We start from the raw sequence: 25,694 nt of genomic DNA, 5'->3' as shown, positions 1-25,694 counted from the left end.
AACTAAAAAACTAAAAAACTAAAAAACTAAAAAACTAAAAAACTAAAATTTTATACGCAACTAAATGATCAGAGGATCATTTCTCTTAGTCATGAAAAGTACCAAACAAGGCTTCTTTTTCATCGGCAGTAACATTGGTAGTTGTATCAACAGGCAAAATAGTTGGCCCCTTGACTAAATTCCTACCTGCATATTTTGCTTGATACAACCAGGCGTCCACTCGCTCAATAAATCCTTGGGGACTGTCTGTATCAGTGGCTTTAAACTCATCAACTCCCAAACTTGCAGTCAGATAAATTAAATTATTACCAACTTCAAGAACACTATTGGCAATTGAAAAGCGCAAGCGCTCAGCGACATTATTCGCTTGATACAAATCGGTATTTGGTAACACGATTGCAAACTCTTCCCCACCGAACCGACAAGCAAAATCCAGTTTGCGAATTGCAACAGCAATTAATTGTGCAACGTGAATTAGCGCCTGGTTGCCAAGCTCATGCCCCCAGCGATCATTAAACTGTTTAAAATGATCTATATCTAGAATAATCAATGATAAAGGCTGGGTGGCACGGCGGGTTCGCTCCATTTCCAAGGGCAATATATTGGAAAAAAAACGAAAATTGTATAAACCAGTTAGTGCGTCTGTTTGAACCTGATGGCGTAGGTCATTAACCTCGTTACGCAAGGTTAGCAATTCATCCTTAAATTGACAGCTCTGCCCTGAGGATGGGCAATATAAAGGCAAATCACCTGTTGACTGAGATAAGGAGTCCATATGCTCTTTCTAGTTGAGAGTTGCCCAATGAATAACGTCGAGAAAGTCTAGACGAATTCGCTTACCAGCAGCTGAAATTATCATCACCGCAATATGAATATTAATCGCGATAAATTTTCAACAAGTCCCCATAGTGATCAATGCGGCGATCGCGCAAATAAGGCCACATCCGACGAACCGCTTCACTGCGTTGTAAATCGATTTCAACCACTGAATTTACTTCTTGATCTACAGGGGCTACCCACAAAAATTCACCTTGCGGTCCAGTAACGAAACTACTGCCCCAAAAATCCAAGCCACAACCGCCAGCGGGGTCAGGTTCATGCCCTATACGATTAACGCTAACCACGGGCAAACCATTTGCAATTGCATGGGCGCGCTGAACTGTAATCCACGCTTCGCGTTGGCGATCTTTTTCGCCCTCGTCTTCGCTTGGAGTCCAACCAATGGCTGTTGGGTAAATTAATAAATCAGCGCCCGCCATTGCCATTAGGCGTGCTGCTTCAGGAAACCATTGGTCCCAACACACTAAAATACCTAGCTTTCCAACTGATGTTTGGATGGGGTTAAAGCCCAAATCGCCGGGGGTAAAATAAAACTTTTCATAGTAACCCGGGTCATCCGGGATATGCATCTTGCGATACATTCCCGCAATAGAACCGTCGCGCTCAATGACAACCGCAGTATTGTGATGCAAACCAACACCGCGCTTTTCAAATAAAGACGCAACGATAACAACATTTAATTCCCGCGCAAGATTACCTAATGCTTCTGTACTAGGCCCAGGGATTGTCTCGGCCTGATCAAAATGATCACTGATTTCCTGCTGACAAAAATACAATCCACGGTGAAGCTCCTGCAAAACTACTAGTTCCGCACCTTGCGCGGCAAGTTTGCGAATATTTTCTAAGGTTTTAGCAAAATTAGCAGCAATATCTGCGGTGCATGATTGTTGGACAACACCAATATTTAACTTTCTTTTAATGCTTTGATTGCGCATTAGAGTGGCTCCAAAACACCTTCGGGAATTTGCATGGTAATGCAATGAAGACTACCGCCCTGCTCTATCAAGGCATTGCACGGAATCCCCATAATTTCAAACCCGGGAAATGCTTGTGATATTACTTCCAGTGCATCTTCGTCCATTGGCAAATCATATATGGGGACCAATACTGCTTCATTGATTATGAGAAAATTGGCATAAGTAGAGGGTAGCCGCTCGTCGCTATCGCGCCCCAGCACAGGGCCAGACCAAGGCAGCGGCAATAAACGATAGGGCTCGCCATCTGCATTAGTAAACGTTTTTAACTGGTCTTCCATTTTTTTCAATTCAATATAGTGTTCATCCTGCTCATCATCGCAAGCCGTGTAAACAATAGTATTGTTGGGGCACAGGCGCGCCAAAGTATCTATATGACTATCTGTGTCGTCGCCGGCAAGATAACCATGATCGAGCCAATTAATTTTTCTAATCCCGAACGCCGCTTTTAAACGCGTTTCAATCTCTTCTTTGGTCAAATGAGGATTGCGATTTTTATTAAGTAAACAAGATGATGTTGTGAGTAAAGTACCTTGACCATCAGTTTCTGTTGAACCGCCCTCAAGCACCCAATCCTGTACCTCTATAGTCGCGTAGGGAAATGCTTTCTGAGAAAATAATTGTTGTGATATTTGATTGTCTTTTTTGTGAGGAAATTTATTTCCCCATCCGTTGAACTGAAAATCCAATAATTTAAATCCGTCTGCAGTTTCAACTGTAAGTGGGCCATGATCGCGCGCCCATGTGTCGTCACTTTCACAAGGATACAAATAGATATAATCCATAGGTGCGCCCATGGCTTCAAGGCGAGTATAAACCTCGTCAACCATAGCTGAAGGCACTGCAATAACTACGTCAGCATAATCTACGATAACCGTTGCCAGAGCCTCATAAAGCTCGGTGACATCCTCCAGAATCCAGTTCCAGCCGGTATTTTTATGCGGCCAGGTCAGCATGACCGCATCCTGTGGCTCCCACTCTGCGGGCAATCGTTGAGTAGACATAAAAACACCTCATTACAAAAGAAAATGGCCAGATTTGCTGGCCATTATAAACAAACCGCGCCAACCTATGAACGATTAGTCTCGTGGCGATACACGCTCTTGCGCGGGAAGCGAAATGACAGCATCCGAACTAGCTGCAGGCACGGCTTTCTGCGATTTGGCGCGAACCTCCCCCACCTGCAGTATGGCGGAAACAACCCGTTTTTCACTCAGCCCGCCACTACTAATACTCACGTTCATACGCACATAATGACGGCCTTCGTGTTCAACATTTAGGTGCAAAGGGACGCGATACTCCCCACTTTCGGTTAATGGATATACCAAAGGATTAGGGGTAGACAGAATACTTACCCCCTTGCTCGCCGCAACACTAACGCTCATTTCGCCGGGGAAACTCGACGAATGCAAAACAACAACAATATTTTGCTCTCCCACAGTCTCAAGTTTTATAGGCTGCGTATTGCGAATACTTACACTTGCACCAGGTTTGACGGTAACGGCTTTGGGCTGGGAGGCATTTTCAGGAGTTTGCGCTGAGCTACCGGAATAACACGCTTGCAAAAGTGCTAGAACCATACAGCCCACTACCCAGATGGACGATACGGCTATTAATTTTTTCATCATAGTGGTCACCTAATTGGGCAGCGCGCGAACATCAAAACACGCCAATACATCGCCATTAAAATCGTCCCTCACCGCTCTATCATCGACAAGTTCAAGGACATAAGTTCCTACTGACAGCGAGCGAGTGAGAGTCTCTGTACCGACCGTTGGACTTATCGCTTCTTGTAGCTGAATACCGCGTTGATATAGATACATATCAGGATCAGAGTCATCAGAAGTGGTTCCAAACTCAGTCGCCGTAATGCGGTAATTACCTGCAGACAGGATATTCAATACTAAAAATTGTGATACACCGAGTTTGTTGTAAGAGCCATTAGCGTTTGAGCTGCATACATTAACAGCGGTGTTATTCAGCGGTAACGTTTTATAGACAGGTAAATTAATGGTGGCGCCGCCCGAGTTACTCTCGCCAGCACCAAAGCGATCTGTAATTGTAATATTTTGCCCAGACAGCAAACTATTAAAGCCTGCAGTAACACCCGGCAATGCTTCGCGCAACTGTTCGGCAAACAAATAAATGGAAACGAAAGCATCACTAGTACTGTAATTATCGCGAGTGATAACAGTAAATATATCGGCAAAATCGCGCGCAGTTTTATTGTTCTCACTCACATAAAAATTATAAAGAACCGACTGTACCGATGCCTCAGAGTACCAGCCGCGCTCACGGTTTTCAGTACTATTAACAGCGATTTTAAAGCCCTCAGCCTGCTGTGTGCCGCTTGCATCGCGGTAAATGGGATCATCCAGCATCATGGCAGAAAATGCATTCGCAAAACCTTCGGACATAGCGACACGAAAATCCAATTTATCATCGCCACTGTGATCACCTCCGATACTATCGGAACGGGAAAGCTCTGCCTCTAAATAGTGCCCCCATTCATGTAACACAACATGGCGATCATATTCATCAGTGTCATCATCTTCGCCCCCTAACAAATATATCGCGCTCAAATCGTTGCGATAAAAACTGGTCGCAATTTCACCGAGTTCCAATTCACCATCAGCAGTAATGTTATTTGGACTCCAGCGAAACTCCAAGGCAGGTAATTGTACTGATCCATCTACCGCTACGAGTCGTTGTACACCGATATAAATCGAATCAAGTATCGCAAAAGGTGCTGCAACCCGTGGCTGGGTATAGGCATTTCCCGTCCAACCGGATGCAGCATGAAGATCGCGTACAGCATTAGCGTCATTAGCTACCAACAATGAACCCACCATGGCATAAAGGCTGTTGTTGTCAGTGTTGTCGGTTACTTTAAAATTCCAGCGTGCACTATTGTCATTTTGTTCGCGCAACAGTTGCGCCTTCACTCGAACCCGCACAGGCTGATCACGTGTCACCGTGAACGAATAGGTGCCGGTTTGCGTACTTATGTCCGTCATTAGCACTTGATTGCCAGCATCCAGCAACTCAACTACCAAGCCGCGGATGGGCAACTCTACAGTCCCGGCATAATTTAACCCGTTGCGCTCAGTGAAATGAGGGACGTAATCGTAAGTGAGGCTGCCAGATATAACGACTAGCGCAGCGCTGGAAGAGACCGAAGCACTCGACGAGGAGCGAGATTGATTCGATGAAGAAATTATTGCATTTGACGCGGAAGTAGCGGTTGAGGATATAGCCTGAGCACTGCTGGTCGCTGGAGTTGATCCACCCGATGAGCCTCCCCCACAGGCACTGACGAGCAACGTGAGCGTTAGCAACACAACTAACCCGGTACCGCGCCTGACTAAATGAAACAGGGTATGCGCATAGAACCCCCTCATGTATTACCTCGCGACCTGGGTATAAATGCAAATGAAGTTTAAGATCAACCTAAGCAAGTATAATCAAAAACCCTGATTAAGCGATTTAGTCACTAGCGCAACAGCACCACAATCAAGATAATGCTGAATTATTCGCCACTCACGCCATACGACCTGATGCAACCATTAACCTGAGCTTGTAAAACCTATGCTGAATATTCTGATTTTTGCGGTGATAGTGACATCTATTGTAATTATCAGTGCTCGCTATAAGAGAATGGATAGCGCACAACAGCGCAAATCCCTCTGGCGCTTGGGGACAGGGATTTTTCTCGGTTTACTGATCGTGTTGGTGGTAACTGGACGCATGCATTGGATAGGTGCGGCAATCGGCGCGCTTTTACCCTTTTTGCGTGTTGGTTTTAATCTGTTAATGCAGGCCCTACCGCTCTGGCTAAAACACAAACAGGAAAAACCCCAGGAGCAAACAACACCACCGCCCTCAAGCGGTGCGATGAACCTTGTGGAAGCTCAGGAAATTCTGGGGCTAACCGGAGACCTGAATAAAGGCGAGATTACGCAGGAAATGGTACAGGATGCACACCGCCGTTTGATTCAGAAACTTCATCCGGATCGCGGTGGCAACGACTACCTGGCAGCCAAAATTAATCAAGCACGCGACCTACTGATCAATAAACTCAACGCAAAATAAGCGCAAATTAATCACAGAGCTGAGCCATATTATTGTTTTGCATGCTTCGCTAGGACATGAATATAACGGCCCAATGAACGATATGGCTCCTCACGCGAAAACCTTAGCTCCATTTCCAATAGCTGTTCGGGCTCACGGGCACGATGCTCCTCGTTAAAAATATAATCGTGAAATACTCTGATACCACTGTGCACCAGCACATTGAGCGGTAACTCATTAATCCACCCCATAACCACGTGCGGGTCCAGGGGATTGATGGGCGTGAGGCTACCTTTCGCACCGCCAAAATCCTGATTGATAATTTTTTTAAAGTTAGTGCGCAGTAAATTTTTATAGATCAATGAATGCAGGTTGTAAAAAGTGAGGGATAAATAGCCCTCCGGTTTGAGGTGCTGAAGTAGATAAGGTAACAACTCGCGCGGCTCTTGCATCCACTCCATTACTGCGTGACAAATAACCAAGTCAAATTGCGGCTCTTGCGCGCCCAGCTGCGCGGGTAAATCCTGAATTGCGCAGTGAATTAGCGTGACATTGTTTTGCAAGCCTGCTGCGCTTACTTGCTCTTCAGCGAGTTTCAGCATTTCGGCCGAGATATCGCAAATCACCACCTGATGCCCGGCTTTAGCCATTTGTAAGGAGAATTGCCCTTGGCCTCCACCCGCATCCAACACACGCCAGGGGCGAGCGTCTGCACCAAAAGGTACAGCAGGAATATGATCACTAAAATCGCGCTCTAATATCGCAAGGCGAATATCACCCTTTAACCCGCCGTATATATTCTTTTTAAAACGCTTGGCCAAATCATCAAAATTACGATCCTGACTGCTGGATTCTTTTGCCATATACTTTCCGTTCACTCATTACACTTATTGGTGCGGCACTCTTGCACGACATAACGCCCGCAAATAACTGGTTGGTCTATATGATTCTCACCAGCGACGATCAAGTTTACACCGGAATCACCACCGATATGCGCCGCCGCTGGCAGGCCCATGAATCCGGCCGTGCCGGTGCGCGCTATTTTCGCGGTCGCAAGCCCATGCAGCTGTGTTTTCTGGAGGATGGCCACGACCGTTCCAGTGCGAGTAAACGTGAACATGCGCTAAAAACACTCAGCGCTAAAGCCAAACGTACCCTTATCCATCAACAACACACCAAGTGTTCAGTGTTAATCGCCAAGTACGATCTGCAGCACCTCGCCGCGCATAGCCCGAGCGCCGATAACCCATGAATGACGAGTCACACCAACGCGCAAACTGTAGCCTCTGCCAGCGCCCCACGCGCACCTGTTTTTGTGCGTTTATTCATCAGGTTAATAATCGTGTCGAGTTATTAATACTGCAGCACCCAGAAGAAACACCCAATGCAAAAAATACTGCAGTTTTATTACAACTGAGTTTAAAAAACAGCCAGATTTATACCGGTGAACGATTTGATGAATTGCAATTACAGCAGCTCATTTATGCCAATGGGCGACGACCATTACTGCTCTACCCACCGCTGGCCGACTACCACTCACTGGGCATTACACCTCCGCCCGCCACACCAGAGCTCGCCGATTATTCCGCCGAACAACTGCGCCTGATTGTGATTGATGCCACCTGGCGTAAAAGCCGAAAAATGCTCTACCTAAACCCGCTATTGCAGCAGTTACCGCTGCTGAGCCTTAGCCAGACACCGGCCTCCATTTACCGCATTCGCAAAGCCCATAGCGAAAATCAGCTTTCCACACTGGAGGCAAGTTGTTACGCTCTACAGCAACTTGAACAGCACAGCGTCAACTATCAACCCGTGCTACAGGCGATGGCCGATTTTGTCGCACAGCTGGCGGCTTTTATTCCTAAATCCGATTGAATAACGACGCATTAACAGCCCGGCCTAAATTCCCGCTGTGAGCGCATCTGAATAGCCATCGTTTTATATTTTCTATCTTTCATCAAGAAACAAGAATCAAAAAACGAGAATTAAAAACCAAGAGAACCGCAGACTTATGACTTATCCGACGTTTGAATTATTGCGCAGCCAAAACATCGATGCTTTGAAAATTCGTGTAGAAGAATATCGCCACAAAGTTACCGGCGCCCAGCACATACATTTAGCAGCTGACAATAACGAAAACGTATTTCTGGTAGCACTGCGCACCGTACCGCACGACTCCACAGGAGTTGCCCACATTCTGGAGCACACCGCTCTCTGCGGCAGCCAAAAATACCCGGTACGCGATCCATTTTTTATGATGGTGCGCCGCTCGCTGAATACCTTTATGAATGCCTTCACCAGCTCCGACTGGACCGCCTACCCTTTCGCCAGCCAGAACCAAAAAGATTTTAATAACTTACTCGATGTGTATTTGGATGCGGTGTTTTTCTCGCGCTTGGATGAACTGGATTTTGCGCAGGAAGGCCACCGCGTGGAGTTTGCCGAAACCGATAATCCCAATTCCGATTTGGTGTTTAAAGGCGTGGTATTTAATGAAATGAAAGGTGCGATGAGTTCGGTCTCATCCCAGCTGTGGCATACCTTGTGTAAATACCTTTATCCGACCACGACCTATCACTACAACAGTGGTGGAGAACCGGAAGATATTCCCAACCTCACCTATCAGCAGTTGAAAGATTTTTATCGCACTCACTATCACCCCAGTAACGCGGTATTTATGACCTACGGCGACATTCCTGCCGCCGTTCATCAAGAGAAATTTGAAACTCGCGCGCTGAGCCAATTTGAAGCCTTGGATGAAGTAATTGCCGTGGGCGATGAAAAGCGCTACCACGCACCGATTGCGGTGGAAGAGGCCTACCCAATTGATGAAAGTGATGCGGAAAATCTGGAAGAAAAACACCATGTCGTCATCGCTTGGTTACTCGGTAAAACGACGGATCTTGATGAGTCACTGGAAGCACAATTGGTTTCCAACATTTTGCTCGACAACAGCGCCTCACCCTTGCAACAAGCACTGGAGACAACCGAACTAGGGCAAGCGCCCTCGCCACTGTGTGGGCTGGACGATTCATCGCGCGAAATGGCGTTTGTGTGCGGCCTTGAAGGTTGCAAGCTGGAAGATGCCCCGCAGGTAGAAGCGATGATTCTGGACACCATGCGCAAAGTAGCCGAAGCCGGAATTCCGCAAGAGCAAGTCGCCGCTTCGCTGCACCAGTTGGAGTTATCGCAGCGCGAAGTGGGTGGCGATGGCTACCCTTACGGTTTGCAATTAATTCTGACCGGCTTAACCTCAGCCACCCATCGCGGCGACCCTATCGCGCTGCTGGATGTCGATGTCGCACTGGAAAATTTGCGCCGCAAAACCCAGGATCCGGCGTTTATCCAAACCGCCGTGCGCAAATGGTTACTGGATAACCCGCACCGCGTGCGCTTGACCCTGCGCCCGGATGCACAGATGGGCGAACGCATTAAAGCCGCCGAAATTGCCCGCCTTGCCGCCATGAAAGCGCAGCTGAGCGATGCCCAGAAACAGGAAATTATCGCGCGCGCGCATGCGCTGCAAGAACGTCAGCAACAACAGGACGATGAGAGCATCCTGCCTAAAGTGGATTTGACTGATATCCCCGCTAACCTGCATTACACCGCCGGCAGCCACGAGTTGTTGAATCATTACCCGCTGCGCCGCTATGCCGCAGGAACCAATGGTTTGGTGTATCAACAAATCACCTGCAAGTTGCCCGTGCTGTCCGAGGCACAGCTTAAAGTCCTGCCTTACTACTGCATTTGTTTAACAGAATTGGGCGCGGGCGATAAAGACTACCTTGCCACCCAGCGCTGGCAAGCTGAAGTCGTAGGTTCCATTCACGCGTTCAGCAGCATTCGAGGCGCAAGTGATGATGTTCAGGCGATCGATGCCTACCTCACACTCTCTGCCAAAGCTTTGAGCCGCAACAGCGCGGCGCTCAATGACTTGATGCAATCCACCCTTTTAAACGTGCGTTTTGACGAGCACAGCCGCATTCGCGAACTGATCGCCCAAAATCGCGCACGCCGCGAACAGAGCATTACCGGTAATGGCCACAGCCTCGCCATGACGGCCGCCTGTGCGGGCATGAGCCCGGCGGCAAAAGTGTCACATCAACTCGGCGGGCTTGAGGGCATTGCCGCAGTAAAAGCACTGGATAATTCACTGGACGATGCACAAAACCTCGCCGCGTTTGCCGCGCAGTTACAGGCTATCCATAACCTGGTATTACAAGCACCCAAGCAATTTTTGATTGTGGGCGAGCAAGAGCACTTGGATAGTTACCGCGACAATCTGCAAGCGCGTTGGCCAATAGAACCCCAAGTTAAGGATTTCAAACATTTCACCCTGCCACCGGTTCAGGAAACGATTCGCGAGGCGTGGATCACCAATACCCAGGTGAACTTCTGTGCCAAAGCCTACCCCACCGTACCGAGCGATCACCCGGATGCAGCCGCACTCACTGTGTTGGGCGGCTTTTTACGCAACGGCTTTTTACATCGCACTATTCGCGAACAAGGCGGTGCTTACGGTGGTGGTGCGAGTCAGGACAGCAACAGCGCGGCGTTCCGTTTTTATTCCTATCGCGACCCGCGTTTAACTGAAACCCTGGCCGATTTCGATGCATCACTGGAATGGCTGCAAACCACCGATCACCAATGGCAAGCGGTTGAAGAGGCGATTCTGGGTGTAATTGGCAGTATTGATAAACCCGGCTCACCTGCTGGCGAAGCCAAATCCACCTATCAAGCCGAGTTGTTTGGGCGCACGCGCGAAAAACGGGAGCAATTCCGCAACCGTGTTCTGGCGGTAACCGCGGATGACCTCAAACGGGTCGCCAACATTTACTTGCAAGCGCAAAAAGCCAGTATCGCCGTAGTGACTCATGCCGGGCAAAAAGAACTGGTTGAGCAGCTTGGGCTGAGTATCAAAACCTGTTAAGGCAACCACGCCCAAGGAGGAATAGCCAAGTGTGCCGGGGCGCATAGATTTGCCCCGGCCAGATAGTCTTGGCGCACAAACTCATCTAGTATTGGTCGACACTAATTCGAACAATAACTGGCATGACGCTGACCCCAACCTATGACCATAAAGCCGCTTGACTACAGCGCCGCATCCCACCCGGGCTTAACGCGCAGCAACAACGAAGACTGCTTTCTCAGCAAGCCGGAACAGGGCCTATGGCTGGTGGCCGATGGCATGGGAGGGCATGAAGCCGGTGAAGTTGCTAGCGCGCTGGTGCGCGACACTATTGAGCGCAACACGCGCAATAATCCCCACCTCTCCCTGCTCGATGCCATCCAACAAGCCCATCTCAGTATCATCAATTCGGCCAAGCAAGGCATAGGTGCGCCGGGCATGGGTTCAACCGTAGTGGCGCTGAAAAGCCAGGATCAGCGCTATCAAATCGCCTGGGTTGGCGACAGCCGTGCCTACCTCTGGACGCCAAGCCGTGAGGGCGGGCGTCTGGAGCAATTAAGTACAGACCACTCCTACGTGCAAATGCTGGTAGAAAGCGGGGCAATTCGCGCCGAAGATGCAGAGTTTCACCCGGAAAAAAATATCATCACCCAATGTTTAGGCATGCAGGAATTAGCGCAGGTGAAAGTGGATCACCTTGAAAATCAATGGCAGGAAAACCAGTGGATATTGCTGTGCAGCGATGGCTTGACCGACGAGGTAAATGACAAAACCATCGCACAAATTCTCTGTGACGCCAGCGATTGCGTTGCTGCGGTGGATCAGCTGATGCACGCAGCACTTACCAACGGCGGGCGCGATAATATAACCCTGCAAATTATTGAATCGCCCTTGCGGCCCGCTGACCAGGGCAATGGGCTGTGGCAGTTTGTGCCCCATTTGACCGGCAACCTAAAACGGGATGCCTGGATTTTTGGCGCGTCACTTGTCTCACTCTTGGGGCTACTGGTCTATGTTGTATTAACTTAATGGCGGAGAGAAATTCCGACCATTGAACTGTTTGATAACCCAACCTTTGTCTATAGATACCTGTTGTTATGGCGCTGCAAATTCCCGGTTACCGGGTGGTAAGAAAAATAAATCAGGGTGGCATGTCCACCGTTTACCTCGCGATTCAAATCAGCGTGGGGCGTGTTGTTGCGTTAAAAGTGATGAATCCGCAACTCAATAGCGACCCAGCCTTCAGCGAGCGCTTCCAGCGCGAAGCCACTATTGTTGGTCAGCTGTCGCACCCAAATATCGTGGCGATCTACGATATAGGTCGCCATGAAGATTTAAATTACATCGCCATGGATTACCTGCCCAACGGCTCGGTACACGATCGCATGACAACCGGCCTTAATGGCGAGGAAGTACTGCGCATTATCCGCGAAGTAGCCAGCGCGCTGGATCACGCGCACGAAAAAGGTTATGTCCACCGCGATATAAAACCGGAAAATATTTTATTCCGTACCGACAACTCCGCCGTATTGTCGGACTTTGGTGTGGCACGGGGTCTCGCAGTAAATTCACGCATGACTCATGTCGGTACAGTGGTGGGTACACCTCACTACATGAGCCCGGAACAAACCAAAGGTAACAGCGTCGATGGTCGCTCGGATTTATACAGCCTCGGCGTGGTGTTTTACGAAATGCTCACTGGTAGCCTGCCCTATCAGGGCGAAGAGGCAGTCACCATCGCGCTCAAACATATCAGCGCGCCAATTCCAAAATTACCGCTGCAATATTTAGCTTACCAAAAAATTCTGGACAAGCTGCTCGCCAAAGACCCGGAGCAGCGCTTTCAACGCGGGCGCGATTTAATTCAAGCTATTGAAGAGCTGGAAAAAAATCATCACGCACCACTTACCAGTAATGTGCATCCTACTGATCTTACCGTCATCGCGCTGGCTGGCGCGTTGCTTAGTGCAACCCTTAATGCGTTGCGCTGGCGCTGGAATAAAGTGCGTGCCTTGCGCTGGAACCCGGAGCGCGGTTTTTATGTGCGCCCATCCACTAAAATTACCGAGATTTTTTTCAACGAAGGTCACGCGCCAATACATTCACAGCGCACGGAAGTGGTTACCCGTGTTCATGCCGCTGTCGATGGCAAGCAACAAACCTACAAAAAAGTCACCGGTATCGCGCTGGTGATAATTGCACTTATCGGTCTTGGCTTTTGGTTTACTGATGGCGATAAAACCGTGCAGGAACAAGCCCCTGAACAAACGCTTACGCTGCAAAAAGATGCAGCAACAAATCCTGTATTGCCTGTTAACAACACGACTAACAGCGCGGTGGTAAATACGCCAAACGCGGCACCTGTAGTTGTAAGTGAAAACACCGCGGATGGCAGCCAGATGGCCGCTATCGATATTAATGCAGCGACAACCAGTGAAGCGGCAAGCAGTGCACCGATCATCACCTATGCACTGAATGTGAAAACCGTACCCGCACAAGCGCGAGTCAGGGTGCTGAATATTCCCGAGCGTTACGAACCCGGCATGCAATTACCGCCCGGCACCTATCACATTGAAGTCAGCCACCCCGGCTATGACATGCAACGCAACTGGGTTGAAATTAGCGATCAGGATTTATCGCCCGCCTATACACTCAGCGAAAGTTTAAAACCGGGCGAAGCCATGAGCAGCCAGTTGGTTGCCGCGATTAAAAGCCAGGGGCCGGAAATGGTGCGCATCCCCACGGGCAGTTTTTTGATGGGCCATAAAGACGATATTCTGGCGATGCCAGTACATAAAGTTACCATCGGCAAAAATATTGCGATGAGCAAATACGAAATCACTTTTGATGATTACGATATATTTGCGCAGACGACCAATCGCGCACTGCCGAATGACAATCGCTGGGGGCGCGGCAATCGCCCGGTGATTAATGTCAGTTTTGAAGACGCACGCGCTTATGCACGCTGGCTCAGTGAAACCACGGGTAAAAAATATCGCCTGCCCACCGAAGCGGAATGGGAATACGTTGCCCGCGCCGAAACCAACACCTTATTTTGGTGGGGCGACGACGCGAAAGACGCCGCTGGTCGTGCCAACTGTCGCCGCGGCTGTAACAGTAAATTTTCCGGTTTATTTGGTGCCAAAACGGCGCCGGTCGGCACCTACCCCGCCAACGGTTTTGGTATTTACGACACCGCCGGTAATGTCGCTGAGTGGGTGGAAGATTGTTTTGCGGATAACTACAACCTGCACCCGAAAAACGGTCAGGCCTTGCTGGTAAAAAGTTGCGATGCGCGGGTAGTACGTGGCGGCTCGGCAAAAGACAATGCCGATGAATTAGCCAACCACAAACGCGATTATCATCACGCAGAAATTTTTGATGCCCACCTTGGCTTTCGTGTGGTGATGGATTTATAAATAATCAGCAACCCTCTTAAAAAATAACATTGTAAAAATCGTAAAAAAACTCTTCACAAAAAAGCCCTTGATGATGAATCACCAAGGGCTTTTTTACTAACGCTTAACTACCGCAAGCGTTAGTGATATGAACGATGAGTGCCGGGCTATGACTACCGAATCAATACCGCCACAAACATAGTGTCGGAATCTATTGCCGGTGCGCCCAGTATTTTTTGCGACTCCAGCGCAAACTGCGGGTGCTGCGCTAAAAACCATTCTACTTGTTGTTCATTTTCACTCACTTGCCAACTGCAAGTAGCGTATACCAAGCGCCCACCCACACGTACCGCCGGTGCCGCATTGGTCAGCAATTGCTGCTGCAAATGCACCAGCTCGCGGGTATCGGCGGGATCAAAACGCCAGCGGGCATCCGGGTTGCGGCGCCAGGTTCCGGCGGAGCTGCAGGGTGCGTCAATCAATACCCAATCAAAACCCTGTTGCTGCGCCGCCTCTTTTGGCAAACGCAATGGCTCACTGCCCTCCCAGGTGAAAACACGCACATTAAATACATCCGCCCGTTTGGCGCGACGTTTTAATTCATCCAATTTGTAGGCATGTAAATCGGTCGCAAATACTGCGCCTTTGTTATTCATTTGCGCGGCAATCGCGAGGGTTTTTCCTCCGGCGCCCGCACAAGCATCCCATACTTTTTGCCCCGGCTTGGCGGCAACTGTAGCAGCAATTTGTTGACTGGCTAAATCCTGAATTTCCACCAAGCCGTTTTTGTGGGCGTCGGTCGTATGAATGCCCACACCACCCTGTGCGGCTAGGCCCTGCTCACTGAGCGACACCTTCACACCCTGCTGTTGCAGGCTGTTATAAACCGCTTCGGCGGAAGCATTTTTTTGCACGCGCAACCAGAGTGGCGGCGTGCTTATTTGCTGGGCAATAAAATCCTCCAGCGTTTTATCGCTCCAACCACTTGCCTGTTGGCGCGCCTTGAGCAACTCACTCCACTGCGGGCGCAGCCCCTGCCAGAGCAACAATACTGGCAAATTGGCAAATGTTGCCTCGGCCATTACCTTCTTGAAAAAACTGCGGCGCGCTTCGGCATCGCGCAATTGCGCTTGATTTTTTTTCGGTTGATCACCATTTACACGCAATTGAATCCAGTACCAGAACGCGACGGGGGCAATGCCCTGTAAATCACGGGCTTGCCAGCCAGCATCCCATTCGCTCCAATCCATCACATGTTCCGGGTTTTGCAGACTTGCACGATAAGCAAACTCCAACCCCGAGGCCATTTGTTGAAAACGCAGCGCCGAAAACATCGCCAAACTTAAAGATGCCGTATCAATTGCTTCTGCATTTGCATGGTCAGCCTGGGTTTTTGTCGGTTTAAATTTGTTGTGCTTTTTAATCTCATCGTACTCAGGCATTGAGGTGGGGCCTGAGTGGGCAAACTGGCGCACACTGGTTTTTATCCACTTATCCAGCGGCATTGTGCCCGCCACTTCAAGCCATGCACGCCACAGCGGCACCAGGCGAGAATCTTCGTATTGCACAGTGACGGTGGAGTTGTGGGGGGAAACGGTGTTGTGTTCAGTAGAGTTTTGCATAAGGGCGCCAGCGATAAGATCAGGATCGGAAAGATCGAAAAAAGAGCGCCATTCTACCAGCCAACGTCCTATTTAGCCTGCTTTTTGACTGCACTGCCCTTGCGCTGCTGCGCTGAAAACCGTCAGCAAAGTAAATGCAGGTAATTTTTTGTTTATCGGTTTGCACCCTGCGGCAATGGCGATTACAACTACATGATGAATAGCGGCTCATCTGCCAGAGCCGGTGCGTAAAAAATTGAGGTAATTAGAATGAATCAGGTTTCGCGTCGCCAACTCTTAAAAAGCCTGGGTGCGATGGGCCTTATCGCCGGCGCCCCCAACGTTTTTGGCAACAATCTTGCGCGCAAGCGCATTGGTGTTGCGCTGGTGGGGCTGGGCTACTACAGCCGCGATTTACTCGCGCCAGCCCTGCAAATGACTAAACACTGTTATCTCGCGGGCATAGTGACCGGCTCACCGGAAAAAATTCCGCAGTGGCAAAAAAATTATCGCATTGCCGATTACAACGTCTACAACTACGACAATATGCATCAACTGGCCAACAACCCGGATATCGATGTGGTCTACGTTGTAACCCCCACCGGCACCCACAAAAAATTTACTGAAATCGCCGCGAATGCAGGCAAACACGTGTGGTGTGAAAAGCCCATGGCGATGAATGAACAAGAATGCCAGGACATGATTGCTGTCTGCAAAAAAAATAAAGTGCAGTTGACCATTGGCTATCGCATGCAACACGAGCCAAATACGCAGCGCATTATTCAGCTCGCCAAACAAAAACCTTACGGCGATATTAAAACCATTATTGCGGAAGCGGGTTACAACGGCACAGGTGCCAGCCATTCGTGGCGCGCCGACCCGGCAATGGGTGGCGGTGCCATGTATGACATGGGTGTATACCCTCTCAATGCTGCACGCTACACCGCCGGTGAAGAACCCATCGCCGTTACCTCCGCGACTATGAGCAGCACCACCGAAGTGTATAAAAATGTGGATGAAACAACGCGCTTTGAATTGGAATTTGCCAGCGGTGCACGCGCTGTGTGTGCCACCAGCTACGCACAAAGCATGAATCAATTACGAGCGGAATGCGCAAAGGGTTGGTACGAATTAAAACCGTTTCAATCCTACAGCGGCGTAAAAGGCAGCACCAGCGATGGCATCATCCTGCCGCCTGCACCTGAGAATCAACAAGCGCGCCAAATGGATAACGACGCGCTCGCCATTATCAACAACTCACCCGTATTGGTTCCCGGCGAAGAAGGCATGAAAGATATAATTATCGTAGAAGCGATTTTTAAAGCAGCAAAAGAAGCCAAACGCATTGTGCTATAACGCGAAATGCACACTCCCGTGATTAATGCGGGAGTGTGTTTTCAGTTGAAATCAAAACACCTCTGCCACGCGCGCCTGAAACCAAATAATGACCGGATAAGCGGCAGGCCAGATCCAGAAAAAACGATTCAAACCAAACAAACACGCATTAGCCAAATGAAATAAGGCGGCAATCACCAGCGCAATAATTAATATCGTTTGATTCAGCAAGGCCAGCGGAAAAATCAGCTCAAAAATAATTATCCCCCAGGACATAACCCATAACACTTGCGGCCGCTGCGCCCACAATCGCACTCGGTCACTCACCGGATAAGCACTCAGCGCAAAGACCTGCTGCAAGGCGGCACCACTACGCCACTGGGGATTAATAACTTTGACCCAACCAGATTGAAAATAAGAAAGCATTAATTGCAACGCTAAATAACCTAGTGCTATTTCTTGCCAATAACGGGTCGGCGCCAGGTGTGACAACCATAAACACAGCAGTACCAACAAAGTCATGGTATCGCTGCCACCGTTGTAAGGCCCTTGGTAGCGCGTGACAAATAGTAACGCAGTCACCAGCAATGCCGATTCAACCAGTAACGGCTGCAAACCCAACATCAATAAGATTGCCAAACACGCGCGAATTAACCCAAGTGTTTTTTCCGCTGCTAAACCGCGCATAAATTCCAGGCTTTGCTGAAAAATTGCGAAGCCCAAGATAATCTCCGCCAACCGAACGGCCAATTCCAATGTCATTGTTTACCACCCAGCGCTTGCAATAAAAAAGGTTGGGAGATAAATACAACCTCATCACGCACCTGCCCCGCGTCAAATTCTATAGCGCGAATACGAAACACCAAATATTGCGATGCGTCATCAACATTCATTTCCCGATTAAATACCGTATTAACCAAACGCGCACCAATTTCCTGTGCATAAAAATCAGAAGGGCCTTCAAACAAATGCTCTGCACAAGTGTTGATATACAAGCGTTCATTCCATGTCGGGTTGTGCAATAAGCGCCGCACACCCGCAGCAAACCCCACTTGCTCAGGTAAAGAGCTAAACGGCAACCATGCTTGTGGCTCAGCATTTTTTTCCGCGATAAATGCCACATCAATACGCGGCGACGGGCCGATACTGCTGAAGAAGCGCCAGGAGGGAAAAAGAATGGGGAATAAAAGTTTTATCATCCGAATCTCGATTGTTATAGGTCACACAATCAAATGAAAAGGGCGCAATAAATTGCGCCCTATACTGCATAATTACAAAAAATCAAACCGCTTTATGTTTTAACTTCTCAATCTCATCGCGCAGTTTTGCGGCCACTTCAAACTCCAGATCTTTCGCGGCTTGGAACATTTGTTTTTCCATTAGCTCGATGGTTTTCCAAATATCCTTTGGATTAACATCCACCGTGTATTTACCGCTACGCTCGGCAATTGCCATGGCTTTATTGCGCGCGCTGCGACCACCAGCACCTGGGGCGACCGAGCCTTCCATGATATCGGCGATGCTTTTATTGATACCTTTGGGAGTGATGCCGTGTTTAAGGTTGTGAGCCACTTGTTTTTCGCGACGGCGATCGGTTTCTTCAATCGCGCGTTGCATGGAGCCAGTAATGCGGTCGGCGTAGAGAATCGCCTTACCATTGACGTTACGCGCAGCGCGGCCAATGGTTTGGATGAGAGAGCGATCCGACCGCAAAAAGCCTTCTTTATCTGCATCTAAAATCGCTACCAGTGACACCTCTGGCATGTCCAAACCTTCACGTAACAGGTTGATACCCACCAGCACATCGAATTGCCCCAAACGTAAATCCCGAATAATTTCTACGCGCTCCACCGTATCAATATCTGAGTGTAAATAGCGAATGCGTACGCCGTGTTCAGCGAGGTATTCAGTTAAGTCTTCCGCCATGCGCTTGGTGAGTACCGTAATTAATACGCGATCACCTTTTTCCACGCGCAGGCGAATTTCAGAGAGCACATCATCCACTTGTGTTGTGGCCGGGCGAATTTCAATTTCCGGGTCGATCAAACCGGTGGGGCGAACCACCTGTTCAACGACCTGCCCTTGCTTCTCTTCTTCGTATTTTCCGGGTGTTGCCGACACCATAATCATTTGCGGGGCTATGTGCTCCCACTCATCAAAACGCATGGGGCGGTTATCCAGTGCTGAGGGCAAACGGAAACCGTATTCCACCAGAGTCTCTTTACGCGAGCGGTCGCCTTTGTACATGGCGCCAATTTGCGGAATGGTCACATGGCTTTCATCGATAACAAGCAACGCGTCTTGCGGTAAATAATCAAACAAGGTGGGAGGAGCTTCGCCGGAGTTACGGCCGGACAAATAGCGTGAATAGTTTTCAATACCGTTGCAGTAACCTAATTCCTGCATCATTTCCAAATCGTAACGGGTGCGCTGTTCCAAGCGCTGCGCTTCTACCAATTTATTATTTTCACGCAGATATTCCAGACGGGTACGCAATTCTTCTTTGATATTTTCAATCGCTTCCAAAATTTGCTCGCGCGGAGTTACGTAGTGAGATTTTGGATAAATAGTAAAACGCGGAACTTTTTGCAGCACCTCACCGGTGAGCGGATCAAAAATAGAAATTTGCTCGACTTCATCATCAAATAACTCAATGCGCACGGCTTCAATATCAGAATCAGCAGGATAGATATCAATCACTTCGCCGCGCACACGATAAGTCGCACGCGCAAAATCCATATCGTTACGAGTGTATTGCAATTCAGCAAGGCGGCGCAAAATTTGGCGCTGATCAATTTTGTCGCCGCGTACCACGTGCAACAACATTTTCATGTAAGCGTCCGGGTCGCCCAAGCCATAAATGGCCGATACTGAAGCGATAATAATCGCGTCCTTCCGCTCCAGCAGCGCTTTGGTGGCTGACAAGCGCATCTGCTCAATATGCTCGTTTACCGCTGAATCCTTTTCAATAAAGGTATCGGAGGACGGCACATAGGCTTCGGGTTGGTAATAGTCGTAATAGGAAACAAAATATTCCACCGCATTGTTGGGGAAGAATTCTTTGAACTCCCCATACAACTGCGCGGCCAGGGTTTTGTTGTGCGCCATAATCAGCGTGGGGCGCTGCACTTGCGCAATCACATTGGCGATGGTGAAGGTTTTGCCGGAACCGGTAACCCCCAGCAGGGTCTGGTGCGATAGCCCAGCCTCTATCCCCTGCACCAAGCCGGCGATGGCGGTGGGCTGATCCCCGGCGGGGGCGAATTCACTATTAACGACAAATTGCTTGGACATAAGAACTCAATAATGAATTAAAAAAGTGATTGTAACTAAAACTGATCGGGATCAGGATTCATTTATGTCATGAATCCAATGAAGGAGGTTTCTATGAGCGAGTTCCGCACTGAGCACGACAGCATGGGTGAGGTTCAAGTCCCTAAAACCGCGCTCTATGGCGCCCAAACCCAACGCGCACTGGATAATTTTGCTATTAGCAACCTCACCCTACCCCCGCGCTTTATTCACGCCATGGTACACATCAAAAAAGCAGCGGCACTGGCCAATCAGGAGCTCGGGTTGCTCGATAGCGACCTTGCCTGGGCAATTGCGGCAGCGTGCGACAGTATCCTTGCGGGGCATTACGTAGACCAGTTCCCGGTAGATGTATTCCAAACCGGCTCTGGCACCAGCACCAACATGAATGTAAATGAAGTGATTGCCCATATCGCCAGCGATTTGGCCGGGCAGAAGGTGCACGCCAATGACCAGGTAAACATGAGCCAAAGCAGTAATGATGTGATTCCCAGCGCCATTCACGTCAGCGCCGCCCTCGCCCTTAAACAGCAACTTTTCCCTGCGTTGGAAGAACTGCACACCAGTCTGCTCGGTAAAGCGGAAGCGTTACACGAGGTAGTGAAAACCGGCCGCACCCATTTAATGGATGCCATGCCCCTGACCTTTGGCCAGGAATTGGAAGGCTGGGCCAGTCAAATTGAAAGCAATTATGTGCGTTTACAAATGGCGCTGCCGCAGTTGTTGCGCTTGGCACAAGGCGGCACCGCAGTAGGTACTGGCATTAATGCACACCCGGAATTTGCCAGTAAAGTGACTGAGCATTTATCCGAAGCGACGGGTTTAATTTTTATGCCTGGCGATAATTTTTTTGCCTTGATGAGTGCACAAGACACCTCAGTGGCCATCTCCGGTCAGTTAAAAACCCTCGCCGTGAGCCTGATGAAAATCGCCAACGATTTACGTTGGATGAACTCCGGCCCACTCGCGGGCATTGGCGAAATTAATTTAAAACCGCTGCAACCTGGCTCATCGATTATGCCCGGCAAAGTAAACCCGGTTATTCCTGAAGCCGTGTGTATGGTGTGCGCACAAGTGATGGGCAACGACGTGAGTATTGGCATTGCCGGACAATCGGGAAACTTTCAATTGAATGTGATGTTGCCGCTGATTGCTTACAACCTATTGCAGTCGATTGAATTGCTGAGTAACGCTTGCAATGAGTTGGCCGATAAAACGATTGCGACTTTCACGGTTAATCACACTAGCATCGAAAAAGCGCTGGCACAAAATCCGATTCTGGTAACGGCCTTAAATCCATTAATCGGTTATGAGAAAGCAGCGGCTATCGCCAAACAGGCTTATGCCGAAGGGCGTGCGATTATTGATGTTGCGCAGGAACAGAGTGGATTAAGTCGGGAGCAATTAGAGCAATTGCTAAACCCCGAAAAATTAACACGTGGCGGGTTGTAATCGAAAGGTTAAATCAAAGGAAGGGATTCGTAATAGCCTCTGAGACTGTGGGAGACAGGATGTCGACGACAAGCCCCCATGGATGGGTTTACGGCGTGTCTCAGAGGCTATTACGGAGCCCTTCCGTGGGCGATCTCTTTAAAAAATGAGTAGTGATAAATTCTTGTTAAGAATTATTTTTCAAAACTAATATCCTGCAACGACAATTCGCCAGAGGTTTTATTTTCCACTTTGAGTTGCAAATACAATTCACTAAACCCCGAAGTCGGCGTTACTGCAATAGTGCTGCGCTGATAGGTTTTGAGTTCTGCGCCAGATGACAGCACACCAGCAGCAATCACCTCGCCCTCTGCGTTATTACGACGCAATTCAAATTGCCAGGCAGCCGCTTCTTTAAAGAAAAAAGCGCCTACTTGTAGCGTTTTAATCTGCGTTAAATCAAAACTGCCCAATGCAAAACCAGACCAGTCAGTGGTCGCAGGCATTTGAATTGTTTTAATTTCACGGAAGGTATGGCGTTTAACATCTTTACTCGCGCGCGCGCCATCAAACACACTGTCAAGGTCAACCCGATGCGGGATAAGTGAAAAGATTTTATTCACCGCAATAGCAGACATTCCGTTCACCGGTTTATCGCTATAACTCACCGCCAATGAATAGGCTTCACCTTGGGCCACAAAAGGTGTGTTATCCAATAAGCGCTGCTGAGTTGCCTGGTGCGCATTGAGCGACAACTTTCCTGCCAAGGGTAAGGATGCTACAGCCGCCTCTTCTTTATTGAGTGACAATATATAAGTCGCCAAGACTTTCAGGTCTGCTTCGCCCAAGCCAGAGAACGCAGGCATGTTCATCTCGCCCCATACACCGCTGCCGCCATTGCCAATTTTTTTCACCAAATAGGCCATAGCATTAGGATCGTCCTGATATTTCTTGGCAACTTCACGCAATGCCGGGCCTACAACTTTTTCATCCAGTTTGTGGCAACTTAAACAATTATTCGCATCGAGTAAATTTTTTGCTTGATCGCTAATGCTAGCCAGTTGATGCCCTTGTGCACCCGCTTGTTGTGCAGCGCTATAACGGAGTTGCACATTAGGATTATTGTTAGTGATGGTTTTTATAGCACCATCTTCCAAGTCATTAATCTCTAATTGATAAGCAAAACTACTGGTGTCGCCCCAGAAGAAGGATTTATTTTGCGCAGAAACCAATTCGATACTGGCCGGTTCATTACCAATTTCCAATTGCTGGCTGGCGGTTGCAGTCGCACCGTGAACATCAGTGATCTGCAAACTCAGCGTAAAAGTTCCCGCCTCGGAAAACGGCAGCTCCAGGTCACGGGCATTACCTAAATCCTTACTCGCACAACCATCGTTGGCACAGGTCAGTGTCCACTGGTAGCGAATTGCATCGCCATCCAAATCAGTTGATTCAGCAGCGGATGCTTGAATGTGTGCGGGTAAACCAGCTTGGTTTTTATTCAAAGTAATCACAGCTAAGGGTGGACGATTCCCAGCACCCACATATTCAATGCGCGCCAAGCGTGCATCCGGGTTACCGGTAAACCAGGACATGCCGTACTCCAATACGTAGAGCGTACCATCTGGCGAAAAACGGGTATCAATCGGCAAGGCATAACTAATTTGCGGAGCAAAAGGCTCAATTTTTTGAATACGCCCCTGCTCATCAAAAGTCACTGCCTTTACCCAGGCGCGCATAAAATCCGCAATAAACAATTTGTTGTCGTAGTAAGCCGGATAACGATTTACCGACTCAGGATAATCATTTGAACGGTAAACATCAGCAACCAACGCGGTGCGCCCACCCACACCCAACTCAGGGAATATTTCTGAAGCGGCATAGGGGTAAGCAATAAACGCAGGCTGTGCCGGTGGCAATTGTTTTGCACCGGTATTGAGTGCAGACACATTCATCGGCACATTGACATCAGCCGTTTCACCGCCTTTTTGACTAATGTAATCAAACATTTTGTAAGGACGATTTTGACCAATCACCAGTGGCCAGCCAAAGTTGCCCGCCGCAGTTACACGATTAACTTCATCGTAACCACGGGGACCTTTTTCATCCGAATCAACGTTTGCATCAGGGCCTACATCGCCGTAAAACAAGGTGTTGGTTTTTTTATCGAAGGTAATACTGTAGGGGTTGCGCGCGCCCATCACATAAATTTCCGGGCGACCTTGGCTGGCATCGGTAAATAAATTACCGGCGGGAATGTCATAGGTGCCGTCTGCGTTAGGCTTAATGCGCAAAACTTTACCGCGCAAATCCTGAGTATTACCGGGAGCGCGTAAGCCATCGTTCTTTTTCATGTCCGGGCGAAAATCCAGCGGCGCATAACCATCCTGATCATGGGGATTGGTATTGTCGCCGGTAGAAAAGAATAATTCGCCGTTATTGCCAAACTGCAAATCGCCACCGGTATGACAGCAGTTGTTGTCTATGCCGTAGCGCAAAATTTCCTGTTCGGTGCTGGTATCTACCTGATTATTGCGCCACTCAAAACGCGATAATTTTTGGTAAAAATTGTTTTGCTCGTCTTTCACATTAAAAGCGACATAAACCCAATTGGTGCGCGAAAAATCCGGGTCAATGGCTACACCGATTAAACCCCACTCCTGGATCTTGTTGTACTCAACCGCAATAGTTCCCGCGTCATGTGCGGCACCCGTTTTATAATCAACACGGGTAAACATACCGGGGCGCAAGGCGATAAGCGCATCGCCATTGGGGAAGAAATCAAACTTGACCGGCTCGTTTAAATTTTCGATTAAGGTCTTTTTAACAAAGCGATTATTTTCCGGGCGCGACTTACTGTAATCCAATTGCGGTGCTGAGCCTTCACGATAATTCAACCCTACCGAATAACGAATGCCACCTAACAAATGCTGTATAAAGTGCGCATTAGAAAAAGTTTCCGCGGTATGCCCCAAGCCAGTATAAAACGAGCGACCACCGTCATATTCGTGATACCAGGAAATGGGATGATCGTGGCCATGCTCACCGCCTTGATAAGTAGATTCATCCACCTTGGCGAGCACATTAATAAACTCGTACATGTCGCGGAAGTTGTACCACTCGTCATTTATCTCAAAGTGATCAGGTAATGCCTTGGTGGATTCATGATTTTTATTGGTGATATCAACACGCGCCAATTGCACATTGCTCGGCACGCTGGGGTGATTTTTAAACACGGCGCCAACCAGGTTGCGATACCAAAACCAATCGCCACCCGATTCAGTATCGGTCGCCGCATGGATTCCCACGAAACCGCCACCCGCCTGAATGTAGCGCTCCATAGCTAACTCTTGTTGCTCGTTCAATACATCGCTGGTGGTATTTAAAAATACCACCGCGTTGAACTTCGCCAGCTCCGCATCGTTAAACAATGCTGAATCTTCCGTTGCCAGCACAGTGAAATTATTTTCACTGGCCAGTTTTTTTAATGCCTCAATGCCGGCGGGAATGGAATCGTGGCGCCAGCCATTGGTTTTGCTAAACACCAACACATGAGCGCCCGTGAGGCTGGTTACCTCGGCAGGTGGCTGCACAGTATTTTTGTCGGGCGCAGAAGATTGATCGCTACAGGCTTGTAGGAAAAGTGCGGACGCCAAACCGAGCGCCACAACTAATGGAAAATGCTTTATAGATGAAAATAAACGAATCATAGACCTGCCTATTTATAGAAATGCGTTTTTATCGGGGCTGTTTTGTGGGTGTGTCGTTGTTGAGGAGCAAAAAAAAAGCCACTTATTGTAACAGTGACTTTTAGGTATTGCGT

Annotated in this window: 19 protein-coding genes; 8 read left to right on the top strand and 11 right to left on the bottom strand. The window is 48.8% G+C overall.

Features of this window, described 5'->3' with window-relative positions; translation table 11 throughout:
- Positions 1–85: 85 nt before the first annotated feature.
- The 5 genes from D0B88_RS12120 to D0B88_RS12100 all read right to left on the bottom strand — a co-directional run bounded on the left by D0B88_RS12120 (position 86) and on the right by D0B88_RS12100 (position 5,215).
- The gene (locus D0B88_RS12120; RefSeq protein WP_040391618.1) at positions 86–775 is read right to left on the bottom strand and encodes a GGDEF domain-containing protein; all 690 of its coding nucleotides are present in this window, start codon (positions 773–775) and stop codon (positions 86–88) included.
- 100 nt (positions 776–875) lie between these two features.
- Positions 876–1,775: a carbon-nitrogen hydrolase gene (locus tag D0B88_RS12115; RefSeq protein ID WP_151057469.1), complete on the bottom strand. Its 900-nt coding sequence runs from the start codon at positions 1,773–1,775 to the stop codon at positions 876–878.
- Positions 1,775–2,818, bottom strand: a complete 1,044-nt coding sequence (locus D0B88_RS12110; RefSeq protein WP_151057467.1) for an agmatine deiminase family protein — start codon at positions 2,816–2,818, stop codon at positions 1,775–1,777. The genes D0B88_RS12115 and D0B88_RS12110 overlap by 1 nt, the downstream gene beginning before the upstream one ends.
- Before the next feature lie 75 nt (positions 2,819–2,893).
- Complete coding sequence (locus D0B88_RS12105) at positions 2,894–3,442, bottom strand: hypothetical protein (RefSeq protein WP_151057465.1); 549 nt, start codon at positions 3,440–3,442, stop codon at positions 2,894–2,896.
- A gap of 9 nt (positions 3,443–3,451) precedes the next feature.
- Positions 3,452–5,215 carry a hypothetical protein gene (locus D0B88_RS12100; RefSeq protein WP_151057463.1) on the bottom strand — a complete coding sequence of 588 codons (1,764 nt, stop codon included), beginning with the start codon at positions 5,213–5,215 and terminating at the stop codon, positions 3,452–3,454.
- Positions 5,216–5,402: 187 nt separating this feature from the next.
- Here D0B88_RS12100 and D0B88_RS12095 point away from each other — a divergent pair, with 187 nt between their 5' ends.
- A complete protein-coding gene (locus D0B88_RS12095) occupies positions 5,403–5,906 on the top strand; it encodes a molecular chaperone DnaJ (RefSeq protein ID WP_151057461.1) in 504 nt (167 codons plus the stop codon).
- Between the two features lie 29 nt (positions 5,907–5,935).
- Here D0B88_RS12095 and D0B88_RS12090 read toward each other — a convergent pair whose 3' ends face one another.
- Entirely contained in the window at positions 5,936–6,748 is an 813-nt protein-coding gene (locus D0B88_RS12090; RefSeq protein WP_151057459.1) for a methyltransferase domain-containing protein, read from the bottom strand.
- Here D0B88_RS12090 and D0B88_RS12085 point away from each other — a divergent pair.
- From D0B88_RS12085 to D0B88_RS12065, 5 genes are all read left to right on the top strand, one after another.
- Positions 6,742–7,137, top strand: a complete 396-nt coding sequence (locus D0B88_RS12085; protein ID WP_225318350.1) for a GIY-YIG nuclease family protein — start codon at positions 6,742–6,744, stop codon at positions 7,135–7,137. The genes D0B88_RS12090 and D0B88_RS12085 overlap by 7 nt on opposite strands.
- Positions 7,134–7,760 (top strand): tRNA-uridine aminocarboxypropyltransferase, encoded by a 627-nt coding sequence (locus D0B88_RS12080; protein WP_151057457.1) that lies wholly within the window; start codon positions 7,134–7,136, stop codon positions 7,758–7,760. The genes D0B88_RS12085 and D0B88_RS12080 overlap by 4 nt, the downstream gene beginning before the upstream one ends.
- Before the next feature lie 136 nt (positions 7,761–7,896).
- On the top strand, positions 7,897–10,815 hold the full coding sequence (locus tag D0B88_RS12075) for an insulinase family protein (RefSeq protein ID WP_151057455.1): 2,919 nt from the start codon (positions 7,897–7,899) through the stop codon (positions 10,813–10,815).
- A 141-nt stretch (positions 10,816–10,956) separates the two neighbouring features.
- On the top strand, positions 10,957–11,823 hold the full coding sequence (locus D0B88_RS12070; protein WP_151057453.1) for a PP2C family serine/threonine-protein phosphatase: 867 nt from the start codon (positions 10,957–10,959) through the stop codon (positions 11,821–11,823).
- A gap of 68 nt (positions 11,824–11,891) precedes the next feature.
- Positions 11,892–14,213 (top strand): bifunctional serine/threonine-protein kinase/formylglycine-generating enzyme family protein, encoded by a 2,322-nt coding sequence (locus D0B88_RS12065; protein WP_151057451.1) that lies wholly within the window; start codon positions 11,892–11,894, stop codon positions 14,211–14,213.
- Positions 14,214–14,365: 152 nt separating this feature from the next.
- On the opposite strand, the gene D0B88_RS12060 is transcribed toward D0B88_RS12065, so the two are convergent.
- The gene (locus tag D0B88_RS12060; RefSeq protein WP_151057449.1) at positions 14,366–15,814 is read right to left on the bottom strand and encodes an RsmB/NOP family class I SAM-dependent RNA methyltransferase; all 1,449 of its coding nucleotides are present in this window, start codon (positions 15,812–15,814) and stop codon (positions 14,366–14,368) included.
- 249 nt (positions 15,815–16,063) lie between these two features.
- Here D0B88_RS12060 and D0B88_RS12055 point away from each other — a divergent pair, with 249 nt between their 5' ends.
- Entirely contained in the window at positions 16,064–17,149 is a 1,086-nt protein-coding gene (locus D0B88_RS12055; RefSeq protein WP_151057447.1) for a Gfo/Idh/MocA family protein, read from the top strand.
- A 51-nt stretch (positions 17,150–17,200) separates the two neighbouring features.
- Here D0B88_RS12055 and D0B88_RS12050 read toward each other — a convergent pair whose 3' ends face one another.
- The 3 genes from D0B88_RS12050 to uvrB form a co-directional block, all read right to left on the bottom strand.
- Positions 17,201–17,890, bottom strand: a complete 690-nt coding sequence (locus tag D0B88_RS12050) for an HTTM domain-containing protein (RefSeq protein WP_151057445.1) — start codon at positions 17,888–17,890, stop codon at positions 17,201–17,203.
- Positions 17,887–18,327, bottom strand: coding sequence for a hypothetical protein (locus D0B88_RS12045; protein ID WP_151057443.1), 441 nt, complete (start codon positions 18,325–18,327; stop codon positions 17,887–17,889). Before D0B88_RS12045 ends, D0B88_RS12050 begins: the two co-directional genes overlap by 4 nt.
- An 82-nt stretch (positions 18,328–18,409) precedes the next feature.
- Positions 18,410–20,422: an excinuclease ABC subunit UvrB gene (gene uvrB, locus D0B88_RS12040; protein ID WP_151057441.1), complete on the bottom strand. Its 2,013-nt coding sequence runs from the start codon at positions 20,420–20,422 to the stop codon at positions 18,410–18,412.
- 93 nt (positions 20,423–20,515) lie between these two features.
- Between uvrB and D0B88_RS12035 the strand changes: the two genes are divergently transcribed.
- The gene (locus D0B88_RS12035; RefSeq protein WP_225318349.1) at positions 20,516–21,892 is read left to right on the top strand and encodes an aspartate ammonia-lyase; all 1,377 of its coding nucleotides are present in this window, start codon (positions 20,516–20,518) and stop codon (positions 21,890–21,892) included.
- A 173-nt stretch (positions 21,893–22,065) separates the two neighbouring features.
- Here D0B88_RS12035 and D0B88_RS12030 read toward each other — a convergent pair whose 3' ends face one another.
- The gene (locus D0B88_RS12030) at positions 22,066–25,581 is read right to left on the bottom strand and encodes a ThuA domain-containing protein (RefSeq protein ID WP_151057437.1); all 3,516 of its coding nucleotides are present in this window, start codon (positions 25,579–25,581) and stop codon (positions 22,066–22,068) included.
- Positions 25,582–25,694: the final 113 nt, after the last annotated feature.

This window comes from Cellvibrio sp. KY-YJ-3, assembly GCF_008806955.1.
GTDB lineage: Bacteria > Pseudomonadota > Gammaproteobacteria > Pseudomonadales > Cellvibrionaceae > Cellvibrio.
This window is presented reverse-complemented; position numbering and strand designations above follow the sequence as displayed.